Annotated in this window: 20 protein-coding genes; 4 read left to right on the top strand and 16 right to left on the bottom strand. The window is 71.3% G+C overall.

Going from position 1 to position 24,937, the window contains the following annotated elements; all coding sequences use genetic code 11:
* Positions 1-132: 132 nt before the first annotated feature.
* From topA to OHS57_RS21370, 7 genes are all read right to left on the bottom strand, one after another.
* Positions 133-2,967 (bottom strand): type I DNA topoisomerase, encoded by a 2,835-nt coding sequence (topA, locus tag OHS57_RS21400; protein WP_041986539.1) that lies wholly within the window; start codon positions 2,965-2,967, stop codon positions 133-135.
* Positions 2,968-3,363: 396 nt separating this feature from the next.
* A complete protein-coding gene (locus OHS57_RS21395; protein WP_041986542.1) occupies positions 3,364-3,561 on the bottom strand; it encodes a hypothetical protein in 198 nt (65 codons plus the stop codon).
* Positions 3,562-3,677: 116 nt separating this feature from the next.
* Complete coding sequence (locus OHS57_RS21390; protein WP_328583045.1) at positions 3,678-5,270, bottom strand: DUF7059 domain-containing protein; 1,593 nt, start codon at positions 5,268-5,270, stop codon at positions 3,678-3,680.
* A gap of 84 nt (positions 5,271-5,354) precedes the next feature.
* On the bottom strand, positions 5,355-5,936 hold the full coding sequence (locus tag OHS57_RS21385; RefSeq protein ID WP_041986549.1) for a hypothetical protein: 582 nt from the start codon (positions 5,934-5,936) through the stop codon (positions 5,355-5,357).
* Positions 5,937-6,147: 211 nt separating this feature from the next.
* Complete coding sequence (locus OHS57_RS21380) at positions 6,148-8,574, bottom strand: sodium-translocating pyrophosphatase (protein ID WP_041986553.1); 2,427 nt, start codon at positions 8,572-8,574, stop codon at positions 6,148-6,150.
* Between the two features lie 196 nt (positions 8,575-8,770).
* The gene (locus OHS57_RS21375; RefSeq protein WP_041986557.1) at positions 8,771-9,226 is read right to left on the bottom strand and encodes an ATP-binding protein; all 456 of its coding nucleotides are present in this window, start codon (positions 9,224-9,226) and stop codon (positions 8,771-8,773) included.
* 119 nt (positions 9,227-9,345) lie between these two features.
* Positions 9,346-9,699 carry an STAS domain-containing protein gene (locus OHS57_RS21370; RefSeq protein WP_003967428.1) on the bottom strand — a complete coding sequence of 118 codons (354 nt, stop codon included), beginning with the start codon at positions 9,697-9,699 and terminating at the stop codon, positions 9,346-9,348.
* A gap of 79 nt (positions 9,700-9,778) precedes the next feature.
* Here OHS57_RS21370 and OHS57_RS21365 point away from each other — a divergent pair, with 79 nt between their 5' ends.
* Positions 9,779-12,310 (top strand): DEAD/DEAH box helicase, encoded by a 2,532-nt coding sequence (locus OHS57_RS21365; protein ID WP_328583044.1) that lies wholly within the window; start codon positions 9,779-9,781, stop codon positions 12,308-12,310.
* Here OHS57_RS21365 and OHS57_RS21360 read toward each other — a convergent pair.
* From OHS57_RS21360 to ssd, 7 genes are all read right to left on the bottom strand, one after another.
* Positions 12,210-12,635 (bottom strand): Rv3654c family TadE-like protein, encoded by a 426-nt coding sequence (locus OHS57_RS21360; protein WP_328583043.1) that lies wholly within the window; start codon positions 12,633-12,635, stop codon positions 12,210-12,212. The two genes, OHS57_RS21365 and OHS57_RS21360, sit on opposite strands and share 101 nt — an antisense overlap.
* Positions 12,632-13,054, bottom strand: coding sequence for a TadE family type IV pilus minor pilin (locus tag OHS57_RS21355; RefSeq protein ID WP_328583042.1), 423 nt, complete (start codon positions 13,052-13,054; stop codon positions 12,632-12,634). The genes OHS57_RS21360 and OHS57_RS21355 overlap by 4 nt, the downstream gene beginning before the upstream one ends.
* The gene (locus tag OHS57_RS21350; protein WP_443042929.1) at positions 13,041-13,247 is read right to left on the bottom strand and encodes a DUF4244 domain-containing protein; all 207 of its coding nucleotides are present in this window, start codon (positions 13,245-13,247) and stop codon (positions 13,041-13,043) included. The genes OHS57_RS21355 and OHS57_RS21350 overlap by 14 nt, the downstream gene beginning before the upstream one ends.
* Before the next feature lie 81 nt (positions 13,248-13,328).
* The gene (locus OHS57_RS21345; protein ID WP_328583040.1) at positions 13,329-14,108 is read right to left on the bottom strand and encodes a type II secretion system F family protein; all 780 of its coding nucleotides are present in this window, start codon (positions 14,106-14,108) and stop codon (positions 13,329-13,331) included.
* Positions 14,105-14,998: a type II secretion system F family protein gene (locus OHS57_RS21340; RefSeq protein WP_328583039.1), complete on the bottom strand. Its 894-nt coding sequence runs from the start codon at positions 14,996-14,998 to the stop codon at positions 14,105-14,107. Before OHS57_RS21340 ends, OHS57_RS21345 begins: the two co-directional genes overlap by 4 nt.
* Entirely contained in the window at positions 14,995-16,179 is a 1,185-nt protein-coding gene (locus tag OHS57_RS21335; protein WP_328583038.1) for a TadA family conjugal transfer-associated ATPase, read from the bottom strand. Before OHS57_RS21335 ends, OHS57_RS21340 begins: the two co-directional genes overlap by 4 nt.
* Complete coding sequence (gene ssd / locus OHS57_RS21330) at positions 16,176-17,273, bottom strand: septum site-determining protein Ssd (RefSeq protein WP_328583037.1); 1,098 nt, start codon at positions 17,271-17,273, stop codon at positions 16,176-16,178. Before ssd ends, OHS57_RS21335 begins: the two co-directional genes overlap by 4 nt.
* A 513-nt stretch (positions 17,274-17,786) precedes the next feature.
* Between ssd and OHS57_RS21325 the strand changes: the two genes are divergently transcribed.
* Positions 17,787-18,644, top strand: coding sequence for an HAD family hydrolase (locus tag OHS57_RS21325; protein ID WP_328583036.1), 858 nt, complete (start codon positions 17,787-17,789; stop codon positions 18,642-18,644).
* 72 nt (positions 18,645-18,716) lie between these two features.
* Here the strand turns inward: OHS57_RS21325 and OHS57_RS21320 are convergent, their stop codons facing one another.
* Complete coding sequence (locus tag OHS57_RS21320) at positions 18,717-19,595, bottom strand: oxidoreductase (protein WP_328583035.1); 879 nt, start codon at positions 19,593-19,595, stop codon at positions 18,717-18,719.
* 102 nt (positions 19,596-19,697) lie between these two features.
* Between OHS57_RS21320 and OHS57_RS21315 the strand changes: the two genes are divergently transcribed.
* A complete protein-coding gene (locus tag OHS57_RS21315; protein ID WP_041995463.1) occupies positions 19,698-20,684 on the top strand; it encodes an ATP-binding protein in 987 nt (328 codons plus the stop codon).
* Positions 20,685-20,726: 42 nt separating this feature from the next.
* Here OHS57_RS21315 and OHS57_RS21310 read toward each other — a convergent pair whose 3' ends face one another.
* The gene (locus tag OHS57_RS21310) at positions 20,727-21,989 is read right to left on the bottom strand and encodes a hypothetical protein (RefSeq protein WP_328583034.1); all 1,263 of its coding nucleotides are present in this window, start codon (positions 21,987-21,989) and stop codon (positions 20,727-20,729) included.
* A gap of 415 nt (positions 21,990-22,404) precedes the next feature.
* On the opposite strand from OHS57_RS21310, the gene OHS57_RS21305 reads away from it, so the two are divergent.
* Positions 22,405-24,837 (top strand): SulP family inorganic anion transporter, encoded by a 2,433-nt coding sequence (locus tag OHS57_RS21305; protein ID WP_328583033.1) that lies wholly within the window; start codon positions 22,405-22,407, stop codon positions 24,835-24,837.
* Positions 24,838-24,937 lie beyond the last annotated feature (100 nt).

Raw genomic sequence — 24,937 nt, 5'->3', positions numbered from 1 at the left:
CCGGAGCGTCCGACACCATGACGACCCCGTCCGAACAAACGGACGCGGCAGGGCAGAACTCGCCCCGCCGCGTATCGCCACAGCGCCCGGCCGGAGGGTCAACTCCCCCGGCGGCGCGGTCCGCTCGTCCGGCTACTCGTCCTGCTGGGAAGCCGAGGACGCGGTCGACTTCGCGGTCGACTTCTTCGCCGCCGTCTTCTTGGCCGTGGTCTTGGCGACCGTCTTCTTGGCGGTGGTCTTCTTCGCCGCCGCCTTCTTCGCCGGTGCCTTCTTGGCGGCGGCCTTCTTCGCCGTCGTCTTCTTCTTGGCCGGGCCCTTGGCGCGCTTCTCGGCGAGTAGTTCGTAGCCCCGCTCGGGCGTGATCTCCTCGACGCTGTCGTCGCTGCGCAGCGTCGCGTTGGTCTCGCCGTCCGTGACGTACGCGCCGAAGCGGCCGTCCTTGACGACGACCGGGCTGCCGCTGACCGGGTCCGTGCCCAGCTCCTTCAGCGGCGGCTTGGCCGCCGCCCTGCCGCGCTGCTTGGGCTGGGCGTAGATCGCCAGCGCCTCGTCGACCGTGATGTCGAAGAGCTGGTCCTCGGTCTGCAGCGAGCGCGAGTCCGTGCCCTTCTTCAGATACGGGCCGTAGCGGCCGTTCTGCGCGGTGATCTCGACACCTTCGGCGTCCGTGCCGACCACCCGGGGCAGCGACATCAGCTTGAGGGCGTCGGCCAGCGTGACCGTGTCCAGGGACATGGACTTGAAGAGCGAGGCGGTGCGCGGCTTGACCGCGTTCTTGCCGGTCTTCGGGGTGCCGTCGGGCAGCACCTCCGTGACGTACGGGCCGTACCGGCCGTCCCGCGCGATGATCTGGTGCCCGGTCTCCGGGTCGGCACCCAGCTCGAAGTCGCCGCTGGGCTTGGCCAGCAGCTCCTCCGCGTACTCCACCGTCAGTTCGTCGGGGGCCAGGTCCTCGGGCACATCGGCCCGCTGGTGGCCCTCTTCGTCCTTCTCGCCGCGCTCGACGTACGGGCCGTAGCGGCCGACGCGCAGCATGATCCCGTCGCCGATCGGGAAGGAGGAGATCTCCCGGGCGTCGATCGCGCCGAGGTCCGCGACGAGTTCCTTGAGGCCGCCGAGGTGGTCCCCGTCGCCGTTCCCGGCCGCCGAAGCCGCGCCGGCTTCCTCGTCGCCCTGGCCGAAGTAGAAGCGCCGCAGCCAGGGCACGGAGTGCGCCTCGCCCCGCGCGATGCGGTCGAGGTCGTCCTCCATCCGGGCCGTGAAGTCGTAGTCGACGAGCCGGCCGAAGTGCGTCTCCAGCAGGTTGACCACGGCGAAGGACAGGAAGGACGGCACGAGTGCCGTGCCCTTCTTGAAGACGTAACCGCGGTCGAGGATGGTGCCGATGATCGAGGCGTACGTCGACGGGCGGCCGATCTCGCGCTCTTCCAACTCCTTGACCAGCGAGGCTTCGGTGTAGCGCGCCGGCGGCTTGGTGGCGTGGCCGTCGACCGACATGTCGTCCGCCGACAGCGGGTCGCCCTCGGCCACCTGCGGCAGCCGCCGCTCGCGGTCGTCCAGCTCGGCGTTCGGGTCGTCGGCGCCTTCGACGTACGCCTTCATGAAGCCGTGGAAGGTGATGGTCTTGCCGGAGGCGGAGAACTCGGCGTTCCGGCCGTCGTTGGAGAGGCCGCCGATCTTGACGGTGACGCTGTTGCCGACCGCGTCCTTCATCTGGGACGCGACGGTCCGCTTCCAGATCAGCTCGTAGAGCTTGAACTGGTCACCGGTGAGCCGGGTCTCCGCAGGAGTGCGGAAGCGGTCGCCCGAAGGACGGATCGCCTCGTGCGCCTCCTGCGCGTTCTTGACCTTGTTGGCGTACGTACGCGGCTTGTCCGGCAGGTAGTTCGCCCCGTACAACTGCGTGACCTGCGCGCGGGCCGCCGAGATCGCGGTGTCCGAGATGGTCGTGGAGTCCGTACGCATGTAGGTGATGAAGCCGTTCTCGTACAGCTTCTGGGCGACCTGCATGGTGGACTTCGCGCCGAAGCCGAGCTTGCGCGAGGCCTCCTGCTGGAGCGTCGTCGTACGGAACGGCGCGGACGGCGAGCGGCGGTACGGCTTCGACTCGACCGAGCGCACGGCGAAGGACGTCTCGCGCAGGGCGGCGGCGAGCGCGAGGGCGTTCGTCTCGTCGAGGTGCAGCACCTGGTCCGACTTGAGCCGGCCGTCGGAGCCGAAGTCACGGCCCTGGGCGACCCTGCGGCCGTCGACGGCGGAGAGCCGCGCGACCAGCTGCGACGGGTCGGACGCGTCGCCGGCGCGGCCGGTGTTGAACGTGCCCGTCAGGTCCCAGTACTCGGCGGAGCGGAACGCGATGCGGTCCCGTTCGCGCTCGACGACGAGGCGGGTGGCGACGGACTGGACGCGGCCGGCCGACAGGCCGCGCATGACCTTCTTCCACAGGACGGGCGAGACCTCGTAGCCGTAGAGGCGGTCGAGGATGCGGCGGGTCTCCTGGGCATCGACCATGCGTGTGTCCAGCTCACGCGGGTTGGCGACGGCGGCCCTGATCGCGTCCTTGGTGATCTCGTGGAAGACCATCCGGTGGACGGGGACCTTGGGCTTGAGCACTTCCTGCAGGTGCCACGCGATGGCTTCGCCCTCGCGGTCCTCGTCCGTCGCGAGGAAGAGTTCGCCGGAGTCGGCCAGCAGGTCCTTGAGCTTCCTGACCTGGGCCCTCTTGTCGGCGTTGACGACGTAGATCGGCTCGAAGTCGTTCTCGACGTCCACGCCGAGCCTGCGCACCTCGCCGGTGTACTTCTCGGGCACCTCGGCCGCGCCGTTCGGGAGGTCGCGGATGTGCCCGACGCTCGCCTCGACGACGTAGCCGGGGCCGAGGTAGCCCTCGATCATCTTCGCCTTGGTCGCCGACTCGACGATGACGAGTCGGCGGCCGCCGTGTGCGGTCTCGCTGGTCGGGGACAACTTCGCTCTTCTCTCCGGATCGGCGCTCGGTGGGCCCGTACTGCTGTACGGCACTACGGCACCGCGGGCCCGCCCTGGCCTCGCTGTGACGCTGCTCCGCTGCGGAGTGTGACGGTACAACCCGCCCCCGTGTCAAACGGCAAAACCCGCAACGGACCCTCGAACGGTAACCCGACTCCAGCCATTCCTGCCGCCCGGACCCCGCTACCTGCCGCGCCGGGCCGTCCGGCCGACGGCTTCCGCGCGGTGCGGCGGGACGGTCGGTGCGCGGGGCACGGAAGCGAGTCCCGCGCAGGTCCGGTGCCCTGTCGGGGCCACCTGGCGGAGCTGGTCGATCATGGTCGGGCCGTGGTGGCCGACTCCGCCGATTAACCTGCCGGCGGCAGGACGCTTGGATCACATACGACTGAAGCACCACACGCCGAGAGCGAGAAAGACCACGCCCGAGAGTGTCGCGAGCGTGATGGACGTCGCAGGCCGCACCCCGTGGGCCACCGGCGCGCGGTGCAGGACGCGCGCTCCCGTCCACAGCAGCAGCGCGGCGCCGAACAGCGCGAACACCGCACCCGCGAAGACCGCCGGGCCGCTCTCCATGTCCGTACCTCGCCGTCCCGTCGTGCTGCCTGAGCCCCTGCCGAACCGGCAGAAGGCCGAGGCTGGCACCTCGGGACGTCACGGACACGAACTGCGGGTGAACGCCACGCACGGCTTCACCCGGCTCCTTCTGCGGCAGGTCCGCCCTGGGCGGGCGGGGCGGTCGGCGTCAGGAAGCCCTCCTCGACCAGCAGCCGGATCGACTGCGGCGTGCGGTCGCGGAGCAGCACCGGATCCTCCCCGACGAGCTGCGCGATCGCGTCCAGGATCCGGCCGGCGCTCAGCGTCCCGTCGCAAACCCCGGCGAAGCCGGCGCCGACCGTGTCGACCTCGGTCGCCCGCCGCATGCCGCGGTGCTGACGGAGCACCACATGCTCCGGGTCCTCGGCGCCCGGCAGCCCGACCTGCTCCTGGACGACCTCGGGCGCCAGCAGGAAGTGACCGGTGAGCAGCGCCGCGTCGTCATGGGTACGCAGATAGTCCTGCCGCTCGAAATGCGCCCGCACGGTCTCGCCGAGCGGCTGCTCCACCGAATGCGGCCATTCCTCGACGACGACCGACGGCCGGGCGGCGCCCGACTTCCGCAGGGTGATCCAGCCGAAGCCGATCCCCGTCGTCCTGCGCGCCTCGAACTCGTCGAGCCAGGCCTCGTACCGCGCCGCGTAGTCGGCGGGGTCCGTGCGGTGGTCGCCGCTGTCCCGCAGCCACAGCTCCGCGTACTGCGTCGGGTCCTGCACCTCGCGCTGCACGATCCAGGCGTCGCAGCCGCGCGGCACCCAGGAGCGCAGCCGGTCCTGCCACTCCTCGCCCTCCACATGCTGCCAATTGGCGAGGAACTGGGCGAAGCCCCCGTCGTTGAGCCGCTCCCCCGCCTCCTGGACGAGCGTGCGGCACAGGTCGTCACCGCCCATCCCGCCGTCGCGGTAGGTGAGCCGGGCGCCGGGCGAGATGACGAACGGCGGGTTGGAGACGATCAGGTCGTACGTCTCGCCTGCGACCGGTTCGAAGAGCGAGCCCGCGCGCAGCTCGGCCTCGGGCGCCCCGGACAGCGCCAGCGTGAGGCGGGTGAAGGCGAGCGCCCTGGGGTTCAGATCGGTGGCCGTGACCCGGGTGGCGTGCTGGGCGGCATGCAGGGCCTGGATCCCGGATCCCGCGCCGAGATCGAGCGCCGAGCCGACGGGGGTCCGTACGGTGAGCCCGGCGAGCGTCGTGGAGGCACCGCCGACGCCGAGCACGACCCCTTCGTGATGGCCGCTCGCGCCGCCGGCCCCGCCGACGGACAGGCCGAGGTCCGAGACGATGAACCAGTCCTGACCCTCGGGGCCGCCGTAGGGCCGCACGTCCACCGTGGCGCGGATCTGCCCCGCCCCTGCCCGGTCCGCCGCCTCGTCGCGTACGACCCAGCCGTCGGCGAGCGCCTCGGCCAGCGGGAGCGCCGCTTCCGCCCGCGCGGCCGGCACGGGGAGCTGGAGCAGAAAGAGCCGCACGAGCGTCTCCAGCGGCGAATCGCCGCGGGTGGCGCGCAGCGCGGGCACGGTCTCGCTGCGCGCCAGCGCCGCGTAAGCGGCGGCGCCCAGCACGTCGAGCAGGCCGTCGACGGTGAACCCCGCGGCGAGCAGGGCCGTACGCAGCCGGGACGAGTGGTCGGGCGTCGGCAGGCCGGGGGCGGCCGGAGGGCCGTCGGGCGCGGGAAGGCTGTTCGTGCTCACCTGGCCATTGTGACCGGTGCCACTGACATCGCGCCTGCGCCCGCCCCCGCCCGGCGGTGTCCGGGCGGGGCGCGTCAGGTCGGGTCAGGCCGACGGCGAGGGGGACGCCTGGGCCGACGGCTCCAGCTGGCAGCTGGGCTGCTTGGCCATGGCCTTGCCCACATCGCCCGACTGCAGCTTGCGCAGCGCCTGGTCGCTGCCCTGGCTGACCTTCTGCAGCTGCTCACCGACGTCCTTGAGACCGTCGGCGAACTTCGCCTGGTCCTTGGTGTCGAGCGCGTCGACCTGCTTCTGGAGCGCGGTGTACGCCCCCGATGTGGCGTTGAGTTCGGCGACCGCCGCCTGCTGGGTCTTCTTCTGGTCGTCGCCCCCGGGCGGCGGGCCCGCCTTCTGCAGGGCTGCGGCCTGCGCCTTGAAGGCCTCGGCCTTGGCCCCGAAGGCGGCCGAGTCGGTCTTCTGCACATCGGCCGGCTTGATGTTGCCCGACGTCGCCTGCTGGATGGACGCGTCCGCGGCCTCGATCTTCTTCCGCTGCGGCTGGACCTGGTCGCAGACCTGCTTGGCCCAGTCGTTCACCTTGTTGTCGCTGTCGTCGTCGCTGCAACCGGACAGCGACATGAGCAGTACCGCACCGCCGGACAGCGCGGATACGAGCTTCTTGTTCACCGGATTGGTTCCCTTCCAAGGCTCTCGGCCCCGGAACATACACGCCGGGCGGGCGGCCATCGCGCACCGAACGTCCGATCGATAGGCTATTGAAGCCATTTGCACCAGGAGAGAGACAACTCACGCCATCTGCGCCGCCGCACGCCCAGAGCGGGCGAAGCCGGCGTCAATTCGCCAGTTCCGCCCGCTCTTTGGCTCCCCTGACCAGCCGTTACGTCGTCGTCACCGCCGAGTCCTGCGCAGCCGTGGCCGCGCCGGCCGGGCCTGCGGTCGTGCTACCGCCGCTGCCGTCGCCCGCGTCGTCCACCGTCACCGAGCGCCGCTTGGAGACGTACACAGCGGCGACGATCACGACGATGGCGATCACCGCGATCAGCGCCCGGATCCACGCGTTCGCGTCGTCCCCGTAGCTGAACTGCACGACCGCGGGGGCGATGAGCAGCGCCACCAGGTTCATCACCTTGAGCAGCGGGTTGATGGCGGGTCCCGCCGTGTCCTTGAACGGGTCGCCGACCGTGTCGCCGATGACGGTCGCGGCGTGGGCGTCGCTGCCCTTGCCGCCGAAGTTGCCGTCCTCGACCAGCTTCTTGGCGTTGTCCCAGGCACCGCCGGAGTTGGCGAGGAAGACGGCCATCAGCGTGCCGGTGCCGATCGCACCGGCGAGGAACGAGCCGAGCGCCCCGATGCCGAGCGAGAAGCCCACGGCGATCGGGGTGAGGACGGCGAGCAGCCCCGGCGTGGTCAGTTCGCGCAGCGCGTCCTTGGTACAGATGTCGACGACGCGTCCGTATTCGGGCTGTTCGCTGTAGTCCATGATCCCGGGGTGTTCACGGAACTGCCGTCGCACCTCGTAGACGACCGAACCGGCCGACCGCGAAACGGCGTTGATGGCGAGCCCGGAGAAGAGGAAGACGACAGCGGCGCCGAGGATCAGCCCCACCAGGTTGTTGGGCTGGGAGATGTCCATACTGAGAGTCATCTCACCCGCTCTGGCTCCCACGTCGGAGACGGCGGTGGCGATGGCGTCCCGGTACGAGCCGAAGAGCGCCGCCGCCGCGAGTACGGCGGTGGCGATGGCGATGCCCTTGGTGATGGCCTTGGTGGTGTTGCCGACCGCGTCGAGGTCGGTGAGCACCTGCGCGCCCGCGCCCTGCACGTCGCCCGACATCTCGGCGATGCCCTGGGCGTTGTCGGCGACGGGACCGAAGGTGTCCATGGCGATGATCACGCCGACGGTGGTGAGCAGTCCGGTGCCGGCGAGGGCCACGGCGAACAGCGCGAGCATGATCGACGTACCGCCGAGCAGGAACGCCCCGTACACCGCGAGACCGATCAGCAGGGCCGTGTAGACGGCGGACTCCAGGCCGATGGCGATGCCTGCGAGTACGACGGTCGCGGCGCCCGTCAGCGAGGACTTGCCGATGTCCCTGACAGGGCGCCGGGTGGTCTCGGTGAAGTAGCCGGTCAGCTGCTGGATCAGCGCGGCGAGCACGATCCCGATGGCGACGGCGACCAGGGCGAGGATCCGCGGATCGCCGCCGTGGCCGAGGATCTCCTTCGCGCTGACGCCGTCCAGGTCCGCGTAGGAGGACGGCAGATAGACGAAGACCGCGACGGCCACCAGGACGAGCGAGATCACGGCGGAGATGAAGAAGCCGCGGTTGATGGCGCTCATTCCGCTGCGGTCGGAGGGGCGCGGGGCGACGGCGAAGATGCCGACCATCGCGGTGATCACGCCGATCGCGGGGACGATCAGCGGGAAGGCGAGACCGAAGTCACCGAAGGCCGCCTTGCCCAGGATGAGGGCGGCGACGAGGGTCACCGCGTACGACTCGAAGAGGTCGGCCGCCATGCCTGCGCAGTCCCCGACGTTGTCGCCCACGTTGTCGGCGATGGTCGCCGCGTTGCGCGGGTCGTCCTCGGGGATGCCCTGTTCGACCTTGCCGACGAGGTCGGCGCCGACGTCGGCCGCCTTGGTGAAGATGCCGCCGCCGACACGCATGAACATCGCGATCAGCGCGGCGCCGAGGCCGAAGCCCTCCAGGACCTTGGGGGCGTCGGCCGCGTAGACGAGCACCACGCAGGAGGCGCCGAGCAGGCCGAGGCCCACCGTGAACATGCCGACCACACCGCCGGTACGGAATGCGATCTTCATGGCCTTGTGCGAGACGGCCGTCAGATCCTTTTCCGGCTCGCCTTCTCCCGGAGTCGCCTCACGGGCGGCCGCCGCCACCCGTACATTGCTGCGTACGGCAAGCCGCATGCCCATATATCCGGTGGCCGCCGAGAAACCCGCACCCACCAGGAAGAACAGCGAACGTCCCGCGCGTTGTGACCAGTCGTCGGCCGGCAACAGCAACAACAGGAAGAACACCACGACGGCGAAGATGCCGAGGGTGCGCAACTGGCGTGCCAGATAGGCATTCGCGCCTTCCTGGACGGCGGCCGCGATCTTCTTCATGGATTCGGTGCCCTCGTCGGCCGCCAGGACCTGCCGCACCAGCAGTGCGGCCAGGAACAGCGCCGCCAGTGCGACGACAGCGACGACGATCACGATCAGCCGGTTGCCGTCGGTGAGTACCGCGGCAGCGAGAGATGTGGGGTGGTCGGACAGTTGTGGTTGGAAGTGCCCCGCCATTCGTCCTCCTTGACGCTCAGCGCTCAAGATGGACGGATTGTAGGGAGCCGGAGACGATCAAAACAGAGTGCTTACATTTTAATTGACCTTGAGGCCGAAAACAGTCGGGCAAAGGGTAATGGGATAAACGCGTTCGACGATCTACAAAAACAAGAAAGGCCCTGCTCAGGCAGGGCCTTTCCAAGAATTGGATCAATCAGGGGAGCGTAATGGCCGGAGTGGTCGGCCAGCTCATTCTGATCACGCCGCCGTCGTCGCCCGAGGTGACCTCGACATCGTCGACGAGCCCGCTGATGACCGCGAGCCCCATCTCGTCCTCGCCCTCGGCGTCGGTCTCGAAGAGATCGCCCGACGGCACTCCGTTACGGGCGCCGGGCACGCCGGACGCTCCGCTGCCGGATCCCGGCACCTCGTCGCCGACCTCGATGGAGAAGGTCTTCTCCTCCTCGGTCAGCACGACTCTCACCGGGGCGGTGATGCCATGACTGCGATGCAGCCCGACCGCCCGGCTGCATGCCTCACCGACCGCGAGTCTGACCTCGTCCAACACTGCTTCGTCGACCCCGGCCCTGCGCGCCACGGCGGCCGCCACCAGACGGGCCGTCCTGACATGCTCGGGCTGGGCGCTGAAGCGGAGTTCAACGGTGGCCATGCGATCCCCCTCGAACGTACGAGCGTGCACTCTCAACCACTCTCAAAGGCGGCAGACACCCGGGCGGAACGCCCGGGTCTCCTGCCGTCATCCTCCGGACCGAATGGCCGGCACCGACCTCAGTCGGTGGCGGCCACGGCCTCGTCGACCGTGGTGTGGATCGGGAACACCTTGGTGAGACCCGTGATCCGGAAGATCTTGAGAATGCGCTCCTGGTTGCAGACCAGACGCAGCGAGCCCTCATGGGCACGCACACGCTTCAGGCCACCCACGAGCACGCCGAGCCCGGTCGAGTCCAGGAAGTCCACGCCTTCCATGTCGACCACCAGGTGGTAGCTGCCGTCGTTCACCAACTCGACCAACTGCTCGCGCAGCTTTGGCGCGGTATACACATCAATCTCGCCACCGACCTCGACGACCGTACGGTCGCCACCAGGGCCGGACACATTGCGAGTCGACAGGGACAGGTCCACGGATCCTCCAGCACCTTGCTATCGAGCGGTCGCCCCTCGGGTCTCCCCGACGGAGCCAGGGGACGTATCGCCAGCCGCGATGGCATTCAATCACTTACCAGCGGCCACGCACGACGCCTTGGGGCCATTGTCCGTCATGCCAGTGACACACTCGATGCCGATGGCCAGGAATCACCGCCCCAGTCGACTCCCCGCGAGCGGGGACAACCGCCCCTCCCCGAGTATGGTCCTCGACCGGCTCACCGCGGGGGCGGGCCGGGCTGCGCGCATCACCCATACGGAGCACCTGCCCCCACGTGCGGGTCGTCATGCCGTCTGGCCCGATCGCATCCGCGCGGAAGTGATCAGCGCCATCCAGCAGGCCGGAATCGAACACCCGTGGGCCCACCAGGCCGAGGCCGCCGAGCACGCCTTGGACGGCGAGTCCGTCGTCATCGCCACCGGCACCGCCTCGGGCAAGTCGCTGGCGTACCTCGCGCCCGTGCTCAGCACCCTCCTGGACGGCTCGGAGGCGCCGAACGGCCGGGGTACGACCGCGCTCTACCTGGCGCCGACGAAGGCGCTCGCCGCCGACCAGCGGCGCGGCGTCAAGGATCTCGCCGGGCCGCTCGGCAACGCCGTACGGCCGGCCGTCTACGACGGCGACACGCCGGTGGAAGAGCGCGAATGGGTCAGGCAGTACGCCAACTACGTCCTGACCAATCCCGACATGCTGCACCGGGGGATACTCCCGTCCCACCCCCGCTGGGCCTCCTTCCTGCGCTCGCTGCGCTATGTCGTCATCGACGAGTGCCACACCTACCGGGGCGTGTTCGGCTCGCACGTGGCGCAGGTGCTGCGCCGGCTGCGCCGCGTCTGCGCCCGCTACGGCGCCGACCCGGTCTTCCTGCTGGCGTCGGCCACCGCCGCCGAGCCCGCCCTGGCGGCCGGCAGGCTCACCGGACTGCCCGTCACCGAGGTCGCCGACGACGCGTCACCCCGCGGCGAACTCGTCTTCGCGCTCTGGGAGCCCCCGCTCACCGAACTGCACGGCGAGAAGGGCGCGCCCGTACGCCGTACGGCCACGGCCGAGACCGCCGACCTGCTCACCGACCTGACGGTCCAGGGCGTCCGTTCGGTCGCCTTCGTACGCTCCCGGCGCGCCGCCGAACTGATCGCCCTCATCGCCCAGGAACGGCTGGCGGCGGTGGACCACTCGCTGTCGCGCCGGGTGGCCGCCTACCGGGGCGGCTACCTCCCCGAGGAGCGCCGCGCCCTGGAGCGCGCCCTGCACTCCGGCGAACTGCTCGGCCTTGCCGCCACCACCGCCCTGGAGCTGGGCATCGACGTCTCCGGCCTGGACGCCGTCCTCATCGCGGGCTACCCCGGCACCCGGGCCTCCCTGTGGCAGCAGGCGGGCCGGGCGGGGCGCTCCGGGCAGGGCGCGCTGGCGATCCTGATCGCCCGTGACGACCCGCTGGACACGTTCCTCGTCCACCACCCCGAGGCGCTGTTCCAGCAGCCCGTCGAGTCGACCGTCCTGGACCCGGACAACCCGTACGTCCTCGCCCCGCACCTGTGCGCAGCCGCCGCCGAGCTGCCGCTCACGGAGGACGACCTCGCGCTGTTCGGCCCCGCGACACCGGACCTACTCCCGCAGCTGGTCACCGCAGGACTGCTGCGCAAGCGCGCGGCGGGCTGGTACTGGACCCGCAGGGAGCGGGCCGCCGACCTGGCCGACATCCGCGGGGAGGGCGGCAGCCCGGTCCAGATCGTCGAGGCGGCGACGGGCCGGCTGCTGGGCACGGTCGACGAGGCCGCCTCCCACACGGCCGTCCACGACGGCGCGGTCCACCTCCACCAGGGCCGTTCGTATCTGGTGAAACGGCTGGATCTGGCCGACTCGGTCGCGCTCGTCGAGGAGGCCGACCCGCCGTACTCGACGACTGCCCGGGACACCACCGCCATTTCCGTGCTCGAGACGGACACCGAGATTCCGTGGGGCGACGGACGCCTCTGCTACGGGTCCGTCGAGGTCACCAACCAGGTCGTCTCCTTTCTGCGCCGCAGACTCATCACCGGCGAGGTGCTCGGCGAGACCAAGCTCGACCTGCCGCCGCGCACCCTGCGCACCCGCGCCGTGTGGTGGACCGTCACCGAGGACCAACTGGACGCGGCCCGCGTCAACCCCGAGCAGCTGGGCGGCGCCCTGCACGCCGCCGAACACGCCTCCATCGGGATGCTGCCGCTCTTCGCCACCTGCGACCGCTGGGACATCGGCGGCGTGTCCGTGCCGCTGCACCCGGACACCTTGCTGCCGACGGTCTTCGTGTACGACGGCCAGCCCGGCGGCGCCGGCTTCGCCGAGCGGGCCTTCCAGACGGCCAGGGAATGGCTCACCGCCACCCGCGAGGCGATCGCGTCCTGCGAGTGCGACGCGGGCTGCCCCTCGTGCATCCAGTCGCCCAAGTGCGGCAACGGCAACGATCCGCTGCACAAGCGCGGCGCCGTACGACTGCTGACCGAGCTGCTCAGAGGCGCCCCTGACGGCCTGGCGGCGGCCGGGGCCTTCCCAGGACCGACGACCTCGCCGGAGGCGGCGACACAGCCGGTGGGCCCGCCCGCGACCTGACCGTGGGGGCGTAGGGACCGAGTCGCGCCCTGGCCGTCACGTCCGCGATCTCCCCGCTCACCACGCAGCTCGTGACCTCCGCCCGCTGGGCCACCGCCACCTCGACCGCCCTGGCGCAGGCCGCCACCGGGCCCGACAAGGCACGGTCGGCGGCGGCGAGGGCCGCCAGGTCGGCCGCGGTGCCCGCGCGGTGGCGGGCAGCCACCGCCTGGCCCAGCGCGAGCACCACGGCGAACACGGCGCACATCGTGGCCGCCGCCATCGCCACCCAGACCGTCGCCGCCCCCTGGTCACCACCCCGTTCGTCGTCACCGTCACGGATCATGAGGCGCCCCTCTCCCCGATGTGCTGGGTGTACGGGGCGTCCTGGGCGTCCTGGGTGTCCTCCGCCGAGGCTGCGGCCTCGGCCGTGAGGGTCAAGGCCAGCGCCCCCGGGCCCGGCGTCGGAGCCGCCACGCGCACCCGCCACAGATCGCCGGACCGGCCGAGGGTGACCTCGGCGCCCTGGGGAGCGGCCGAGCGGGCCGCGTCCAGCGCCGCTTCCCGTGGCTCGGACCTGGCGACGGCCCGTGCCCCCGCCCGCGCGGCGTCCACGCACTGGATCTGTGCCGCCGCCGCTGTCAGCGCCCAGACGAGCGCCATGGCGAACACCACCAGCGCCGGCACCGCCACGGCCGCTTCCGCCGTGACATATCCGCGGTCGTCCCGATCGGCGACGCACACCGCCGCATCAGACCTGGACATTGAGGGCCTTGCCGATCACCGACTGAAGCGCCTGTGACACGGGTCCACTCGTGACCACTTTGTACAGCACCGCGGCAAAGGCGCAGGCGGCGATCGTGCCCATCGCGTATTCCGATGTCGTCATTCCCGCGTCACCCGATTCCGTGCCGCGCCGAATCCGACGCAGCCATCCTTCTCGCATACGCGTCCACATTTCGGCCTCCCGTTTCGCTCAGCTCTGTTTCCTGCGTTTCATGCGCTTTCACGCGTTGATCTGCCGTTGATCCGCTGTCCGTCAGCCGCCGCCGAGCAGTCCGCTCGCCAGGCCGATGACCACGGGCGCCACACCCACCGCCAGAAAGGCCGGCAAGAAGCACAGCCCGACCGGCGCGGTGATCAGCACCTGTGCCCGATGGGCCCGGGCGGTCGCCCGACGCGCCCGCTCCGCCCGCAGGCCCGCCGCGAGCCGCGACACCTGTTCGGCGGCCGGCGCCCCGCTGGCCCCTGCCCGCTCCAGACAGCGGGCGAGACCAGCGGCGCCCGGTATCTCGCCGAACCTCCCCCACGCTGCGGCCGGTTCACCGCCGAGCCGGACCTCGGCCGCCGTTCTGGCGAGCCGGTCGCCGACCGGTCCGCCGAGCGACTCCCCCACCGCCTCGGCCGCCTCCCTCGGCCCGGCGCCGGCCGCGACACAGGCGGCCAGCAGGTCTGCGGCCAGAGGCAGTTGACGTACCGTCCGCTCATCCAGACGGCTGTCGTCCCGTTTCCTGGTACGCAGCCAGCGCCGCACGCCGTACGCGCACGCCAGTCCCACAGCGCAGCCCGCCACTCCCCCGAGCAGCACCCAGCCGGTGGCGAGCGCGGCGAGCGGTGGCCCCCAGCGCCGGATCCACTCCGTCGCAACCGCCGACGTCCGCATCCGCGCTGGCCGTACCGGTTCCACCGACAGCAGCTCGACGCCGCGTCCGCGCACCTTCCGCGCCCTGTGCCCGGCAGCCACGGCAGAGGCCAGCGAACCGAGCGCCGCCAGCACGGACACCGCGGCCCACAGGCTGTGGGCGAGTGATCCGGTCATGACGCCTCCCCCGCCCGGACGATCCGGGCCGCCCACCACAGCCCCACGCCCTCCAACGCGGCGCCACCAGCCAGGCACGCCAGGCCTGCCGGGGTGTGCAGCAGCATCCGCAGCGGGTCGGCGCCCAGCGCCCAGCCCATCGCCAGGCCCACCATCGGCAGGAGCGCCAGCAGGACCACCGTCGACCAGGCACCGGCCAACTCGGCGCGCAACTCGTCCCGCTGCGCCCGCTCGGCGCGCAGCGCGCCTTCCAGCCGGTCGAGTCCTGCGGCGAGCCCGGCCCCGCCGTCCACGGCCACCCGCCAGCACGCGGCGAGCCCCAGCAGCCCCTCGGCGCCTGGCTCACGCGCCGCCCGCCGCAGGGCGTCAGGTACGTCCCCGCCGAAGCGCACAGCGGCCAGTACGGCGGCCTCCGCGCCACCCAGACCACCGGTGGGCCCCGCTGCCGCCAGCAGCGCCTGTGCGGGCTGCTGACCGGCCCTCAACTCTCCCGCAGCCGCGCCGCACAGCTCCACGACGCCGTCCGCACGCCGTTCCCGCGCCGTACGCCGCTCCCTGGCCCGCAGCCAGCGCCGCACCAACGGCACCGCGCCCGCGCAGGCGACCACCGGCAGCACCGACGCCCCCAGCACGGCCAGCACGAGCCCCACCGGCAGACACAGCCACTCCCCTCCGATCCCCCGGGCCCACAGCCGCAGTTGCCTCGGCCACCGCGCCCACGACGGCGCCCGCCGCCCGTCCACCGCCTCGCCGCCACCGGTCGCAGCCACCTCCGCCAGCAGCAGCTTCGCCCTGCGCAGCGCCCGGTTCCGCCCCGCGAAGAGCCAGGTCGCCGCACCCGCGCACAGCGCGGCGGCATACGCCGAAGCCGACAGGGACACCGCCGTCACAGCGCACCCCCGAGCAGCGTCGACAGCTGCGGCCAGCCCCGCTCGTACACGAACCCTGAGGCGCCCCAGCGCAGCGCGGGAACCGGCACGACCAGCCCCGCCGCGTCGCGCTCCAGGACGTGTACCTCGGCGATCCGCCGCCGCCCGGTCCTGTCCCGTACGAGATGGACGACCACCGACAGCGCCGCCGCCAACTGGCTGTGCAGCGCGGCCCGGTCGAGCCCGGCCGCAGTCCCGAGCGCCTCAAGACGCGCCGGTACATCGGCTGCCGTATTCGCGTGGACAGTCCCGCAACCGCCTTCATGCCCCGTGTTCAAAGCAGCCAGCAATTCGGTGACTTCGCCGCCCCGCACCTCGCCGACGACCAGCCGGTCGGGCCGCATCCGCAGCGCCTGCCTGACGAGATCCCGCAAGGTCACCTCGCCGGCGCCCTCCTGATTCGCCGGCCGCGATTCCAGCCGCACCACATGCGGATGGTCGGGCCGCAACTCCGCAGAGTCCTCGGCGAGTACGATCCGCTCCCGCTCGCCCACCAGACCGAGCAGCGTCGACAGCAGCGTGGTCTTGCCGGAGCCCGTGCCACCGCTGATCAGGAACGACAGCCTGGCCCTGATCAGCGCCCGCAGCACCCGCTCCCCGCCCGGCGGCACCGTCCCCGCCGCGGCGAGTTCGGCCACCGAGAACGCCTTGGACCGCACCACCCGCAGCGACAGGTACGTCGAGCCGACCGCGACGGGCGGCAGCACCGCGTGCATCCGGGTGCCGTCCGGCAACCGGGCATCGACCCACGGCCTGGCGTCGTCCAGCCGACGACCCGCCACGGCCGCCAGCCGCTGCGCCAGCCGGCGGACGGCGGCGGTGTCGGCGAACGTCACCGCTGTCAGTTCGAGACCGCCGCCGCGGTCCACCCACACCCGGTCGGGCGCGCAGACCAGCACATCCGTGACCGAGGGATCGGCGAGCAGCGGCTCAAGTGGGCCCGTGCCGACCAGTTCGCAGCGCAACTCCTCCGCCACCCCCAGCACTTCCGCGTCCCCGAGGAGCCGCCCCTGGGCCCGCAGCGCGGCCGCCACCCTCGCCGGTGTCGGGTCGGCCCCGCTTTCCGCGAGCCGCTGCCGTACGGCGTCCAGCAGCCCGCCGTCGGCCGGGCCGCCCCCGGCGGCGACGCGCTCGACCGTCATGACGTCACGCTCCCGTCCCCGGCAAGTGCCCGCTCCCAGAAGGCCGTACAGAAGCCGGCCAGGGGTCCGCGCGCCCGCGACCCGGGCGGGGATCCGTTGTCCTGCGCCTGCGACAGGCCCGGTTCCAGGGGCAGTTCGCCCGCGAGCGGCAGCCGCAGCGCGTCGGCGATCCACCGCTCGTCGAGACCCGTGGCGTACGGCCCTCGGACCACGGCCCGCAGGTCCTGGAGGACCATGCCGACCATCGAGGCCACCCGGCCGGCAGCCGCGACGGCGCGCAGCTCACCGGGCACCACCAACAGCCCGACATCGAGCTGGGCCAGCGCCTCCGCCACCGCCTCGTCCACCCGGCGCGGCAGGTCGACCACTACGACGCCGCCGCCCCGGCGGGCCGCGGCGAGCACCGACCGCATGGCCTCGGGGCGGATCACCACGCTGTCGCCCCTGTCCCAGCTGAGCACGCGCAGATCGTGGAGCCGGGGCAGCGACTCCTCCAGCGCGCCGCCGGCCACGCGCCCCTTGGACGCCGCGAAGTCCGGCCACCGTCTGCCTTCGGCCTGCTCCCCGCCGAGCAGCACATCGAGCCCGCCGCCCAGCGGATCACCGTCCACGAGCATGGTGCGCCGCCCGGAACGGGCAGCGGTGACGGCCAGCGCGCAGGCCAGGGTCGAGGCGCCGGCACCGCCCCGGCCGCCGATCACCCCGACGGTCAGCGCCTCTCTGCCCACGCCCTCGGCGGCGTCCGCGATCCGGTCGACGAGCCAGCTCTCCGCGTCGGGCAGCCGCAGCACGCAGTCCGCGCCGATCTCCACGGCACGCCGCCACACGTCGGGGTCGTCCTGATCGCGGCCGACGAGCATCACCCCGCGCCTGCGGGTGGCCCCCCGGCACCGCGCCGCCGCGTCGTCCCCGACGAGGACCATCGGCGCTTCCTCCCAGCTGCCCTTCCGCTCCGGGACCGAGTGGTGCACCTGCGGCTCGGCGCCGGCCGCGGCGCACAGCCGCAGCAGATCGTCGAGCAGCGCCACGTCCTCCGTGACGATCAGCGGCCCGGCCCTGCGGCCTTCCGCGACCTGGGACCGATCGGATGTCATGGATCCAGCCACGCTCTCCGCCCCCTTTTTCTCCGTGGAACCGGGATCCGCGAGTGCTTCTCGAAGCGGTCCCGGACAGATCCGGTATCGGTGATTCCGGCTAACCGCGCACTTTCGCGGTCGCAATCACCGTGCCGGGCAACGGAAAATCGTGTGGATCTTGCTGGAAAACTGTGGACAACTCGACGAATGTGAATATCCCGCTAGCTCATACCGGTGACTTCCGCAGAGCAGCGCAGCCATCACGGAGCGTGACGTGTAGTACTGGACGGACACACCGGCAGCGCGACGGAGAGACGAGACGAGGAGAGGGGGACAGCCAGATCCAAGAGAAGGAAATGGGTCCGGACATGCGACGACCCCCGCCGGGGGGGAGAGCGGGGGTCGTCCCCACGGCCGACTCGGGGGGGGGAGGAGTCGGACCGGGTTAGACACGGTCGCGAACGATCCGTGACTTCCATGGTGTACCCGAGAGGCTTCTCAAGCAAACCCACACGCCAGACCTTACGCCGAATGGTGGGCGCCTATGCTCGGCTCGTGGAAAACCACTCCTTGCCGCGTACAGCAGCCTTCTTCGACCTGGACAAGACGGTCATTGCGAAGTCATCGACCTTGACCTTCAGCAAGTCGTTCTACCAAGGCGGTCTGATCAACCGCCGCGCCGTACTGCGGACGGCTTACGCGCAGTTCGTCTTCCTCGCCGGAGGCGCTGATCACGATCAGATGGAACGCATGCGCCAGTACCTCTCGGCGCTGTGCAAAGGCTGGAACGTCCAGCAGGTGAAAGAGATCGTCGCCGAGACCCTGCACGACCTGATCGACCCGATCATCTACGACGAGGCCGCCTCCCTCATCGAGGAGCACCACACGGCGGGCCGCGACGTCGTGATCATCTCCACCTCGGGCGCGGAGGTCGTCGAGCCCATCGGCGAACTCCTCGGCGCGGACCGGGTCGTGGCGACGCGGATGGCCGTCGGCGCGGACGGCTGCTTCACCGGGGAGGTGGAGTACTACGCGTACGGACCGACGAAGGCCGAGGCGGTCCGGGCCCTCGCCGCGTCCGAGGGGTACGACCTGGCGCGCTGTTACGCGTACAGCGACTCCATCACCGACGTCCCCATGCTCGAATCGGTCGGCCACCCGTACGCGGTCAACCCCGACCGTGCGCTGCGGCGTGAGGCGACCACCCGCGACTGGCCCGTTCTTGTCTTCAACCGTCCGGTACGGCTGAAGCAGCGGCTGCCCGGCTTCTCCATGCCGCCGCGCCCGGCACTCGTCGCCGTCGCGGCGGTGGGCGCCGCGGCGGCCACGGCCGGACTCGTCTGGTACGCGAGCCGGCGCCGCCATTCGCCCCGGGTCTTCACAGCCTGAGCGTGCGGCGGCGCCGTCCAGGCGCCGCCGCCGCTTCCAGCCCAGGCCGCTCCCACTCCACGCCGCTGCGCGTCAGGCCGCCCCGCGCTGCAGTGCCTCGCAGACGGCCGTCGACTCCCTGACCCCCAGCTCGACCGCGCGCCCGCAGTGCGCGATCCACGCGGCCATGCCGTCCGGAGTGGCCGAGACATACGCCTCGAACGCCGCCGCGTAGGCCGCGCGCCCCAGCTCGGCATGGCCGGCCTCCGCCGGACAGATGGACTTGGGGTCCAGCCCGCTGCCGATCAGCACGATCCGCTCGGCCGCCCGCGCCACCAGGCCGTTGTACGACCCGAAGGGGCGCAGCGCCAGCAGCTCGCCGTGCACGATCGCCGCCGTCACCAGCGCCGGTGCCTCACTTCCGGCGATCACCAGCTGGGCGAGGCCGTCCAGCCGGCCCGCCACCTCGGCCGCACCGGGCAGCGGTGCCTCCGTCAGCGGCCCGTTGATGTCGGTGCCCGGCGCCTCGACGACGGGCTCGCCCGCGAGCCTCGGCCGGCCGACCGTCCCGTCGTCGACGCCCGCCTTGCCCGCGGCGACGAGGTGGAGTCTGGCCAGCACCCGCACCGGGGACTGGCGCCAGATGGACAGCATCTGGCCGGACTCGGCGGTCAGCCGCAGCGCGGCACCGACCGTACGGGCCTGCGCCTCCGCCCCGAAGTCCGTGCGCCTGCGCACCTCTTCGAGCGCCCAGTCGGCGCCCGACAGCGCGGCCGAGCCGCGGGCCGCCCGCAGCGCCGCCTCCGAGGTCACCTCGTTGCTGCGGCGTCGCATCACCCGGTGTCCGTAGACGCGGTCGACGGCGTTGCGGACCGAATCCACCGCGCCGGGCACGCCCGGCAGAGAGGCCAGCGCGGCCAGGGGATCCTCCCGCCGAGGGGCGGAGGAGGCGTCTGAGGCTGTCGTACTCATAGGTAGCGAGGCTACGCGCCCGGCACCGGCGGCCCACGTTGGAGTGGTCTTCTTCACGGAAGTCGACCACGTGAAGCGACGAAGCGACTACCCTACGTGAACATGAAGATCGCTTTCGTGGGGAAGGGCGGCAGCGGCAAGACGACGCTGTCCTCGCTCTTCATCCGTCATCTGACCGCCAACGAGGCTCCCGTACTAGCGGTGGACGCCGACATCAACCAGCATCTGGGGGCCGCGCTCGGCCTGGACGAGGCCGCCGCAGCCGCGCTGCCCGCCATGGGCGCGCATCTGCCCCTGATCAAGGACTATCTGCGCGGCAGCAATCCGCGGATCGCATCGGCCGAAGCGATGATCAAGACGACACCGCCGGGGGAGGGGTCGCGGCTGCTCCGGGTCGACGAGGACAATCCGGTGTACGAGGCCTGCGCCCGGCCCGTCCAGCTCGACGACGGCGAGATCCGGCTGATGACCACGGGGCCCTTCACCGAGTCGGATCTCGGGGTGTCCTGCTACCACTCCAAGGTCGGGGCGGTCGAACTGTGCCTCAACCACCTGGTGGACGGCCCCGACGAATATGTCGTGGTCGACATGACGGCGGGCTCCGACTCGTTCGCCTCCGGCATGTTCACCCGGTTCGACATGACGTTCCTGGTGGCCGAGCCGACCCTGAAGGGCATCTCCGTCTACCGCCAGTACAAGGAGTACGCACGGGACTTCGGCATCGCGCTGAAGGTCGTGGGCAACAAGGTGCAGGGCCAGGACGACCTGGACTTCCTGCGTACGGAGGTCGGCGACGACCTGCTGGTCGCCGTGGGCCACTCCGACTGGGTCAGGTCGATGGAGAAGGGCCGCCCGGCCCGCTTCGAGCTGCTGGAGGCGGACAACCGGCTGGCGCTGCAGGCCCTCCAGGACGCGGCCGAGGACAGCCATGAGCAGCGCGACTGGGAGCGGTACACCCGCCAGATGGTCCACTTCCATCTGCGGAACGCGGAGAGCTGGGGCAACGCGAAGACGGGGATCGACCTGGCGGCCCAGGTCGACCCCTCGTTCGTCCTCGGCGAGACACCGGCCGTGGCTCAGATCGGCTGATCATCCCGACAACGGATCAGCGGGAACCGGCTGATGAACTGATCAGCTGGTCCGCGACGCCGGGGCGCCGGCTGTCAGATACGACTCCCAGCCGGCCTTGGGGGTCTGCCCGACGGCGAGAGCCTGGAGCTTGTCCAGCGTCGCCGGGTCCTGCGCGTCCAGCCAGTCGGCCAACTGCCGGAAGGAAACGCACCGCACGTCCTTCTGACCGCAGACCGTCCTGATCGTCTCCTCGACGGCGCGCATGTACGTGCCGCCGTTCCAGGACTCGAAGTGGTTGCCGATGATCAGCGGGGCGCGGTTGCCCAGATACGCCCGGTCGAACGCCTTGATCAGGCCGTCGCGCATCTGGTCGCCCCAGTAGGCGTGCTTGGCGGGGTCGCCGTTGACCGTCTTGGACTGGTTGAACATGAAGTTGTAGTCCATCGACAGGGTCTCGAAGGCGCGTCCCGGCACCGGGACCGCCTGGAGCGGCATGTTCCACAGGCCGTCGAGCTTGCTGGGCCAGACCTGTGTGCCGGTGCCGCTGGAGTCGTAGCGGAAGCCCATGTCGCGCGCCGCCGGCAGAAGGTTCTTCTGCCCTTCGAGACAGGGCGCGCGACCGCCGACGAGTTCCTTGTCGTAGTCGAAGGGCAGCGGGGCCTCGCCCGGGAGGGCCGAATTGGTCTTCCAGCTCTTCACGAAGGACTTGGCCTGACTGATCTCGCTCTTCCACTCCTCGACGGTCCAGGTGCCGACCCCGCCGTTGGGGCCGCAGAAATGGCCGTTGAAGTGGGTGCCGATCTCGTTTCCGTCCTGCCAGGCGCCGCGCACCTCCCGCAGCGTGTTCGTGATTCCCTCGGTGTCGTTGAAGCCGATGTCGGAACTGCCCCGCAGATGGTGCGGCGGGTCGTACTGCAGCGCCTTGCTCTTGGGCAGCAGATAGACACCGCTCAGGAAGTACGTCATGTTCGCGCCGTATTCCTTGCCCACCTTGCGGAAGTGGGAGAAGAGCTTCTGACCGTCCTCGCCCGCGCCGTCCCACGAGAAGACCACGAACTGCGGCGGCTTCTGGCCGGGCCTCAGCCGCTGCGCCCGGGGCAGATTCGGCTGGACGCCGGTGAAGGCGGTCGAGCCGTCACCGATGAGCTGTACGGGGCGCTTGGGCGCCGCGGGGGCCTTCTTCGCGCCGGGGGCGCCCTTCTCCGTGTCCGCCCCCGTCGCCTTCCCGGCCTTCGGGGCACCGAGCCCGGAACAGCCGGCGAGACTCACCGAGAGCGCCATGACAGCGGCGCCGAAAGCGATTCCTTTTCTGGCGGCCAGCATCCGCCCACCCTCTTCCTTCAGATTTACCTACCGAAGTGCCGAGCGGCGGTTTGCCGGCACGGCGCCGAGCGCCGTCAACATCGCACCGGGGTCGAAGAGGCAAAGAAACGACAAGCCGTACAAAATTACTAATCACCACTCCGGGTGAATGATTGCCCCATTTGCCTCGAAAGTCATGCCAAAGTCTTTACCCTCCATTACGATCCATTTACCGAGAGTAGAAATTGCGCATCCCGCCGCTGCACGCCGTGACTCACGGCCGCGACCCAACTTTCCGCGACCGCGCCGCCCCGGAGGAGACGGGAACATGTCTGCCTGCGTCCCCACTCGCACGTCCCCCACCCCACCGACACCGCCCGGGTCGGGTGACGGCCCCGGAGGCCGTCGCCGCCGATTCCGTATCGCGGGCGCGGATGTGTCCGCGTCCATCACCGTGTTCTTGCTCGCCATCCCGATGTCCCTCGGCCTCGCCGTCGCCATGGGCGCCCCGCTGGGAGCCGCGCTGCTGTCCGCCGGGCTCGGCGGCATCGTCGCCGGACTGCTCGGCGGCTCACCGCTCCTGGTGAGCGGTCCTTCGGCGGGGCTGACCGTCGTCACCGCCGGGATGATCCATCAGTACGGCTGGCGTACGACCTGCGCGATCACCATCGGCGCCGGTCTTCTCCAGATCGCGCTCGGCTCCCTGAAGGCCGCGCGCTCCGCGCTGGCCGTCAGTCCCGCCATCGTGCACGGCACCCTCGCCGGCATCGGCGTCGCCATCGCGCTCGCCCAGCTCCATGTCGTCCTCGGCGGCTCCCCGCAGAGCTCCGCCCTCGACAACGTCCTCGCACTGCCCGAGCAGTTGACCCGGGTCGGCTTCGCGGAACCGCTCATCGGCGCGCTCGCCCTCGCCGTACTGATCGGCTGGCCACGCATCCCCGGCCGGGTCGGACAGCTGCTGCGCCGGGTGCCCGCGGCGCTCGCCTGTGTCGTCGTCGCCACCGCTGTCGCCGCAGTCGCCGCCCCCGGCATCGCCCGCGTCGACCTGCCGTCCTGGAGCGCCCACGTACTGCCGGAAGTTCCCCGGGGGCCGGTCCTGGGACTGATCACCGCCGTCCTGACGATGACCCTCGTGGCCAGCCTCGAATCGCTGCTCTCCGCCGTCGCCGTCGATAAACTGGCGGCCGAACGGCGCGGTTCGGCCGAGGAGCAGGGCTCACCGCGCGCGGGCTCGCCGCGTACGCCGCGCGCCGACCTCGACCGCGAGCTGCGGGCGCAGGGCGTCACCAACGCGCTCAGCGGCATCCTGGGCGGGCTCGCCGTCTCGGGCGGCGCGGTGCGCAGCTCCGCCAACGTACGGGCGGGCGCGACCAGCCGCGCCTCCACCGTGCTGCACGGGGTATGGGTGCTGGTCGCCGCCGGACTGCTCGTCTCCGCGCTGGAGTGGATCCCGCTCGCCGCCCTCGCCGCGCTGGTGATGATGGTCGGCATCCAGATGGTGTCGTACGCCCATATCCGCAACGTCCACAAGCACCGCGAGTTCCTGGTGTACGTGGCGACGGTGGCCTCGGTCATCCTGTTCGGCGTCCTGCAAGGGGTGTTGATCGGCGGGGCGGTCGCGGTGGCCGTGGCGCTGCGCCGGCTGGCCAGGACGCGCGTCTCCGTCGAGGAGCGTGACGGGGTCCACCGGGTACGCGCCCGGGGCCAGTTGACGTTCCTCGCGGTGCCCAGGCTCAGCCGGGTCCTGCATCAGGTGCCGCAGCACGCCGACTGCGTCGTCGAGTTGGACGGCTTCTTCATGGACCACGCGGCGTACGAGGCCCTGCACGACTGGCAGACCTCGCACATCGCCCACGGCGGCAAGGCCGAGTTCACCGGCCCGGCCGGCGGCCGGATCGCCGAGCCCGCCTCGGGCGCCTCGGGCGCCGCGCACGCCTGCTGCCGTCCCTGGACACCGTGGCGCAACCACCACTGCGGCGAGCAACTGGCCGCCGAACAGCCAGCGCCGGGGCTGGCGACCGCCGGACAGCCGACCGCCGGACGGCCCACCACCGTGCCGCCGGACCCCGACGCCGAGCCCCCGGCGCCCATCGTCATGGCCCCGCTGCTCCGGGCGACCGGCAACAGTCTCCGGCTGGCCGAGGGGCTCAGCTCCTTCCAGCGCAACACCGCCCCGCTGGTACGGGACGAGCTGGCGCGGCTGGCGCGCGAGGGCCAGCGGCCCTCCCAGCTCTTCCTCACCTGCGCCGACTCGCGGCTCGTGACCAGCATGATCACGTCCAGCGGCCCCGGCGATCTCTTCACCGTGCGCAACGTCGGCAATCTGGTGCCGCTGCCCGGCACCGAGGGCGGGGACGACTCGGTGGCCGCCGCCATCGAGTACGCCATCGACGTGCTGCACGTCGAGTCCATCACCGTCTGCGGACACTCCGGCTGCGGTGCGATGCAGGCCCTGCTGCAGAGCCCCGGCGAAGAGGCGGACGGGACCGGCGGAGCGCCCAACTCCGCGCCCCCGTCGCCGCTGCGGCGCTGGCTGCGCCACGGGATGCCCAGCCTGGAGCGGATGCGCAGCAGGCACCACTCCTGGGCCAGGATCTCCGGCCGGCTGCCGGCCGACGCGGTCGAGCAGCTCTGTCTCACCAACGTGGTCCAGCAGTTGGACCATCTGCGGGCCCATGAGGCGGTCGCCCGCCGCCTCGCCGAAGGCAAGCTGGAGCTGCACGGGATGTACTTCCACGTCGGCGAGGCGCAGGCCTACTTGCTGGCGGACGGCAACACAGCGGGAGACGGCTCCGGCAGCGGACCCGTCGGCGGCGAGGAGGTGTTCAACCGGGTCGCCCCGACCGTACGGGCCGAGGTGAACGCCTGAACCGCTCCCCCGTTCCCGCCGTGAGTATGGGCGGCCCCCTCTCTCCTCCGGCTGCGGTTGGACTCCGGTCCGACGTCGGTCCGGCTCAGGAGGAGGCCGC

Origin of the sequence: Streptomyces sp. NBC_00370 (genome assembly GCF_036084755.1) — a bacterium.
Lineage (GTDB): Bacteria > Actinomycetota > Actinomycetes > Streptomycetales > Streptomycetaceae > Streptomyces.
The sequence above is the reverse complement of the archived record's forward strand: the minus strand, read 5'-3'. Positions and strand labels throughout refer to the sequence as shown.

What these genes read in the sequence shown, in the direction of transcription:
- OHS57_RS21355 (WP_328583042.1), bottom strand. Translation starts at nt 13,054, where the DNA reads ATGTCCAGGTCTGATGCGGCGGTGTGCGTCGCCGATCGGGACGACCGC.
- OHS57_RS21395 (WP_041986542.1), bottom strand. Translation starts at nt 3,561, where the DNA reads ATGGAGAGCGGCCCGGCGGTCTTCGCGGGTGCGGTGTTCGCGCTGTTC.
- OHS57_RS21365 (WP_328583044.1), top strand. Translation starts at nt 9,779, where the DNA reads ATGGCATTCAATCACTTACCAGCGGCCACGCACGACGCCTTGGGGCCA.
- OHS57_RS21320 (WP_328583035.1), bottom strand. Translation starts at nt 19,595, where the DNA reads ATGAGTACGACAGCCTCAGACGCCTCCTCCGCCCCTCGGCGGGAGGAT.
- OHS57_RS21310 (WP_328583034.1), bottom strand. Translation starts at nt 21,989, where the DNA reads ATGCTGGCCGCCAGAAAAGGAATCGCTTTCGGCGCCGCTGTCATGGCG.
- OHS57_RS21360 (WP_328583043.1), bottom strand. Translation starts at nt 12,635, where the DNA reads ATGATCCGTGACGGTGACGACGAACGGGGTGGTGACCAGGGGGCGGCG.
- ssd (WP_328583037.1), bottom strand. Translation starts at nt 17,273, where the DNA reads ATGACATCCGATCGGTCCCAGGTCGCGGAAGGCCGCAGGGCCGGGCCG.
- OHS57_RS21335 (WP_328583038.1), bottom strand. Translation starts at nt 16,179, where the DNA reads ATGACGGTCGAGCGCGTCGCCGCCGGGGGCGGCCCGGCCGACGGCGGG.
- OHS57_RS21325 (WP_328583036.1), top strand. Translation starts at nt 17,787, where the DNA reads ATGGTGGGCGCCTATGCTCGGCTCGTGGAAAACCACTCCTTGCCGCGT.
- OHS57_RS21315 (WP_041995463.1), top strand. Translation starts at nt 19,698, where the DNA reads ATGAAGATCGCTTTCGTGGGGAAGGGCGGCAGCGGCAAGACGACGCTG.
- OHS57_RS21350 (WP_443042929.1), bottom strand. Translation starts at nt 13,247, where the DNA reads ATGTGGACGCGTATGCGAGAAGGATGGCTGCGTCGGATTCGGCGCGGC.
- OHS57_RS21375 (WP_041986557.1), bottom strand. Translation starts at nt 9,226, where the DNA reads ATGGCCACCGTTGAACTCCGCTTCAGCGCCCAGCCCGAGCATGTCAGG.
- OHS57_RS21345 (WP_328583040.1), bottom strand. Translation starts at nt 14,108, where the DNA reads ATGACCGGATCACTCGCCCACAGCCTGTGGGCCGCGGTGTCCGTGCTG.
- OHS57_RS21380 (WP_041986553.1), bottom strand. Translation starts at nt 8,574, where the DNA reads ATGGCGGGGCACTTCCAACCACAACTGTCCGACCACCCCACATCTCTC.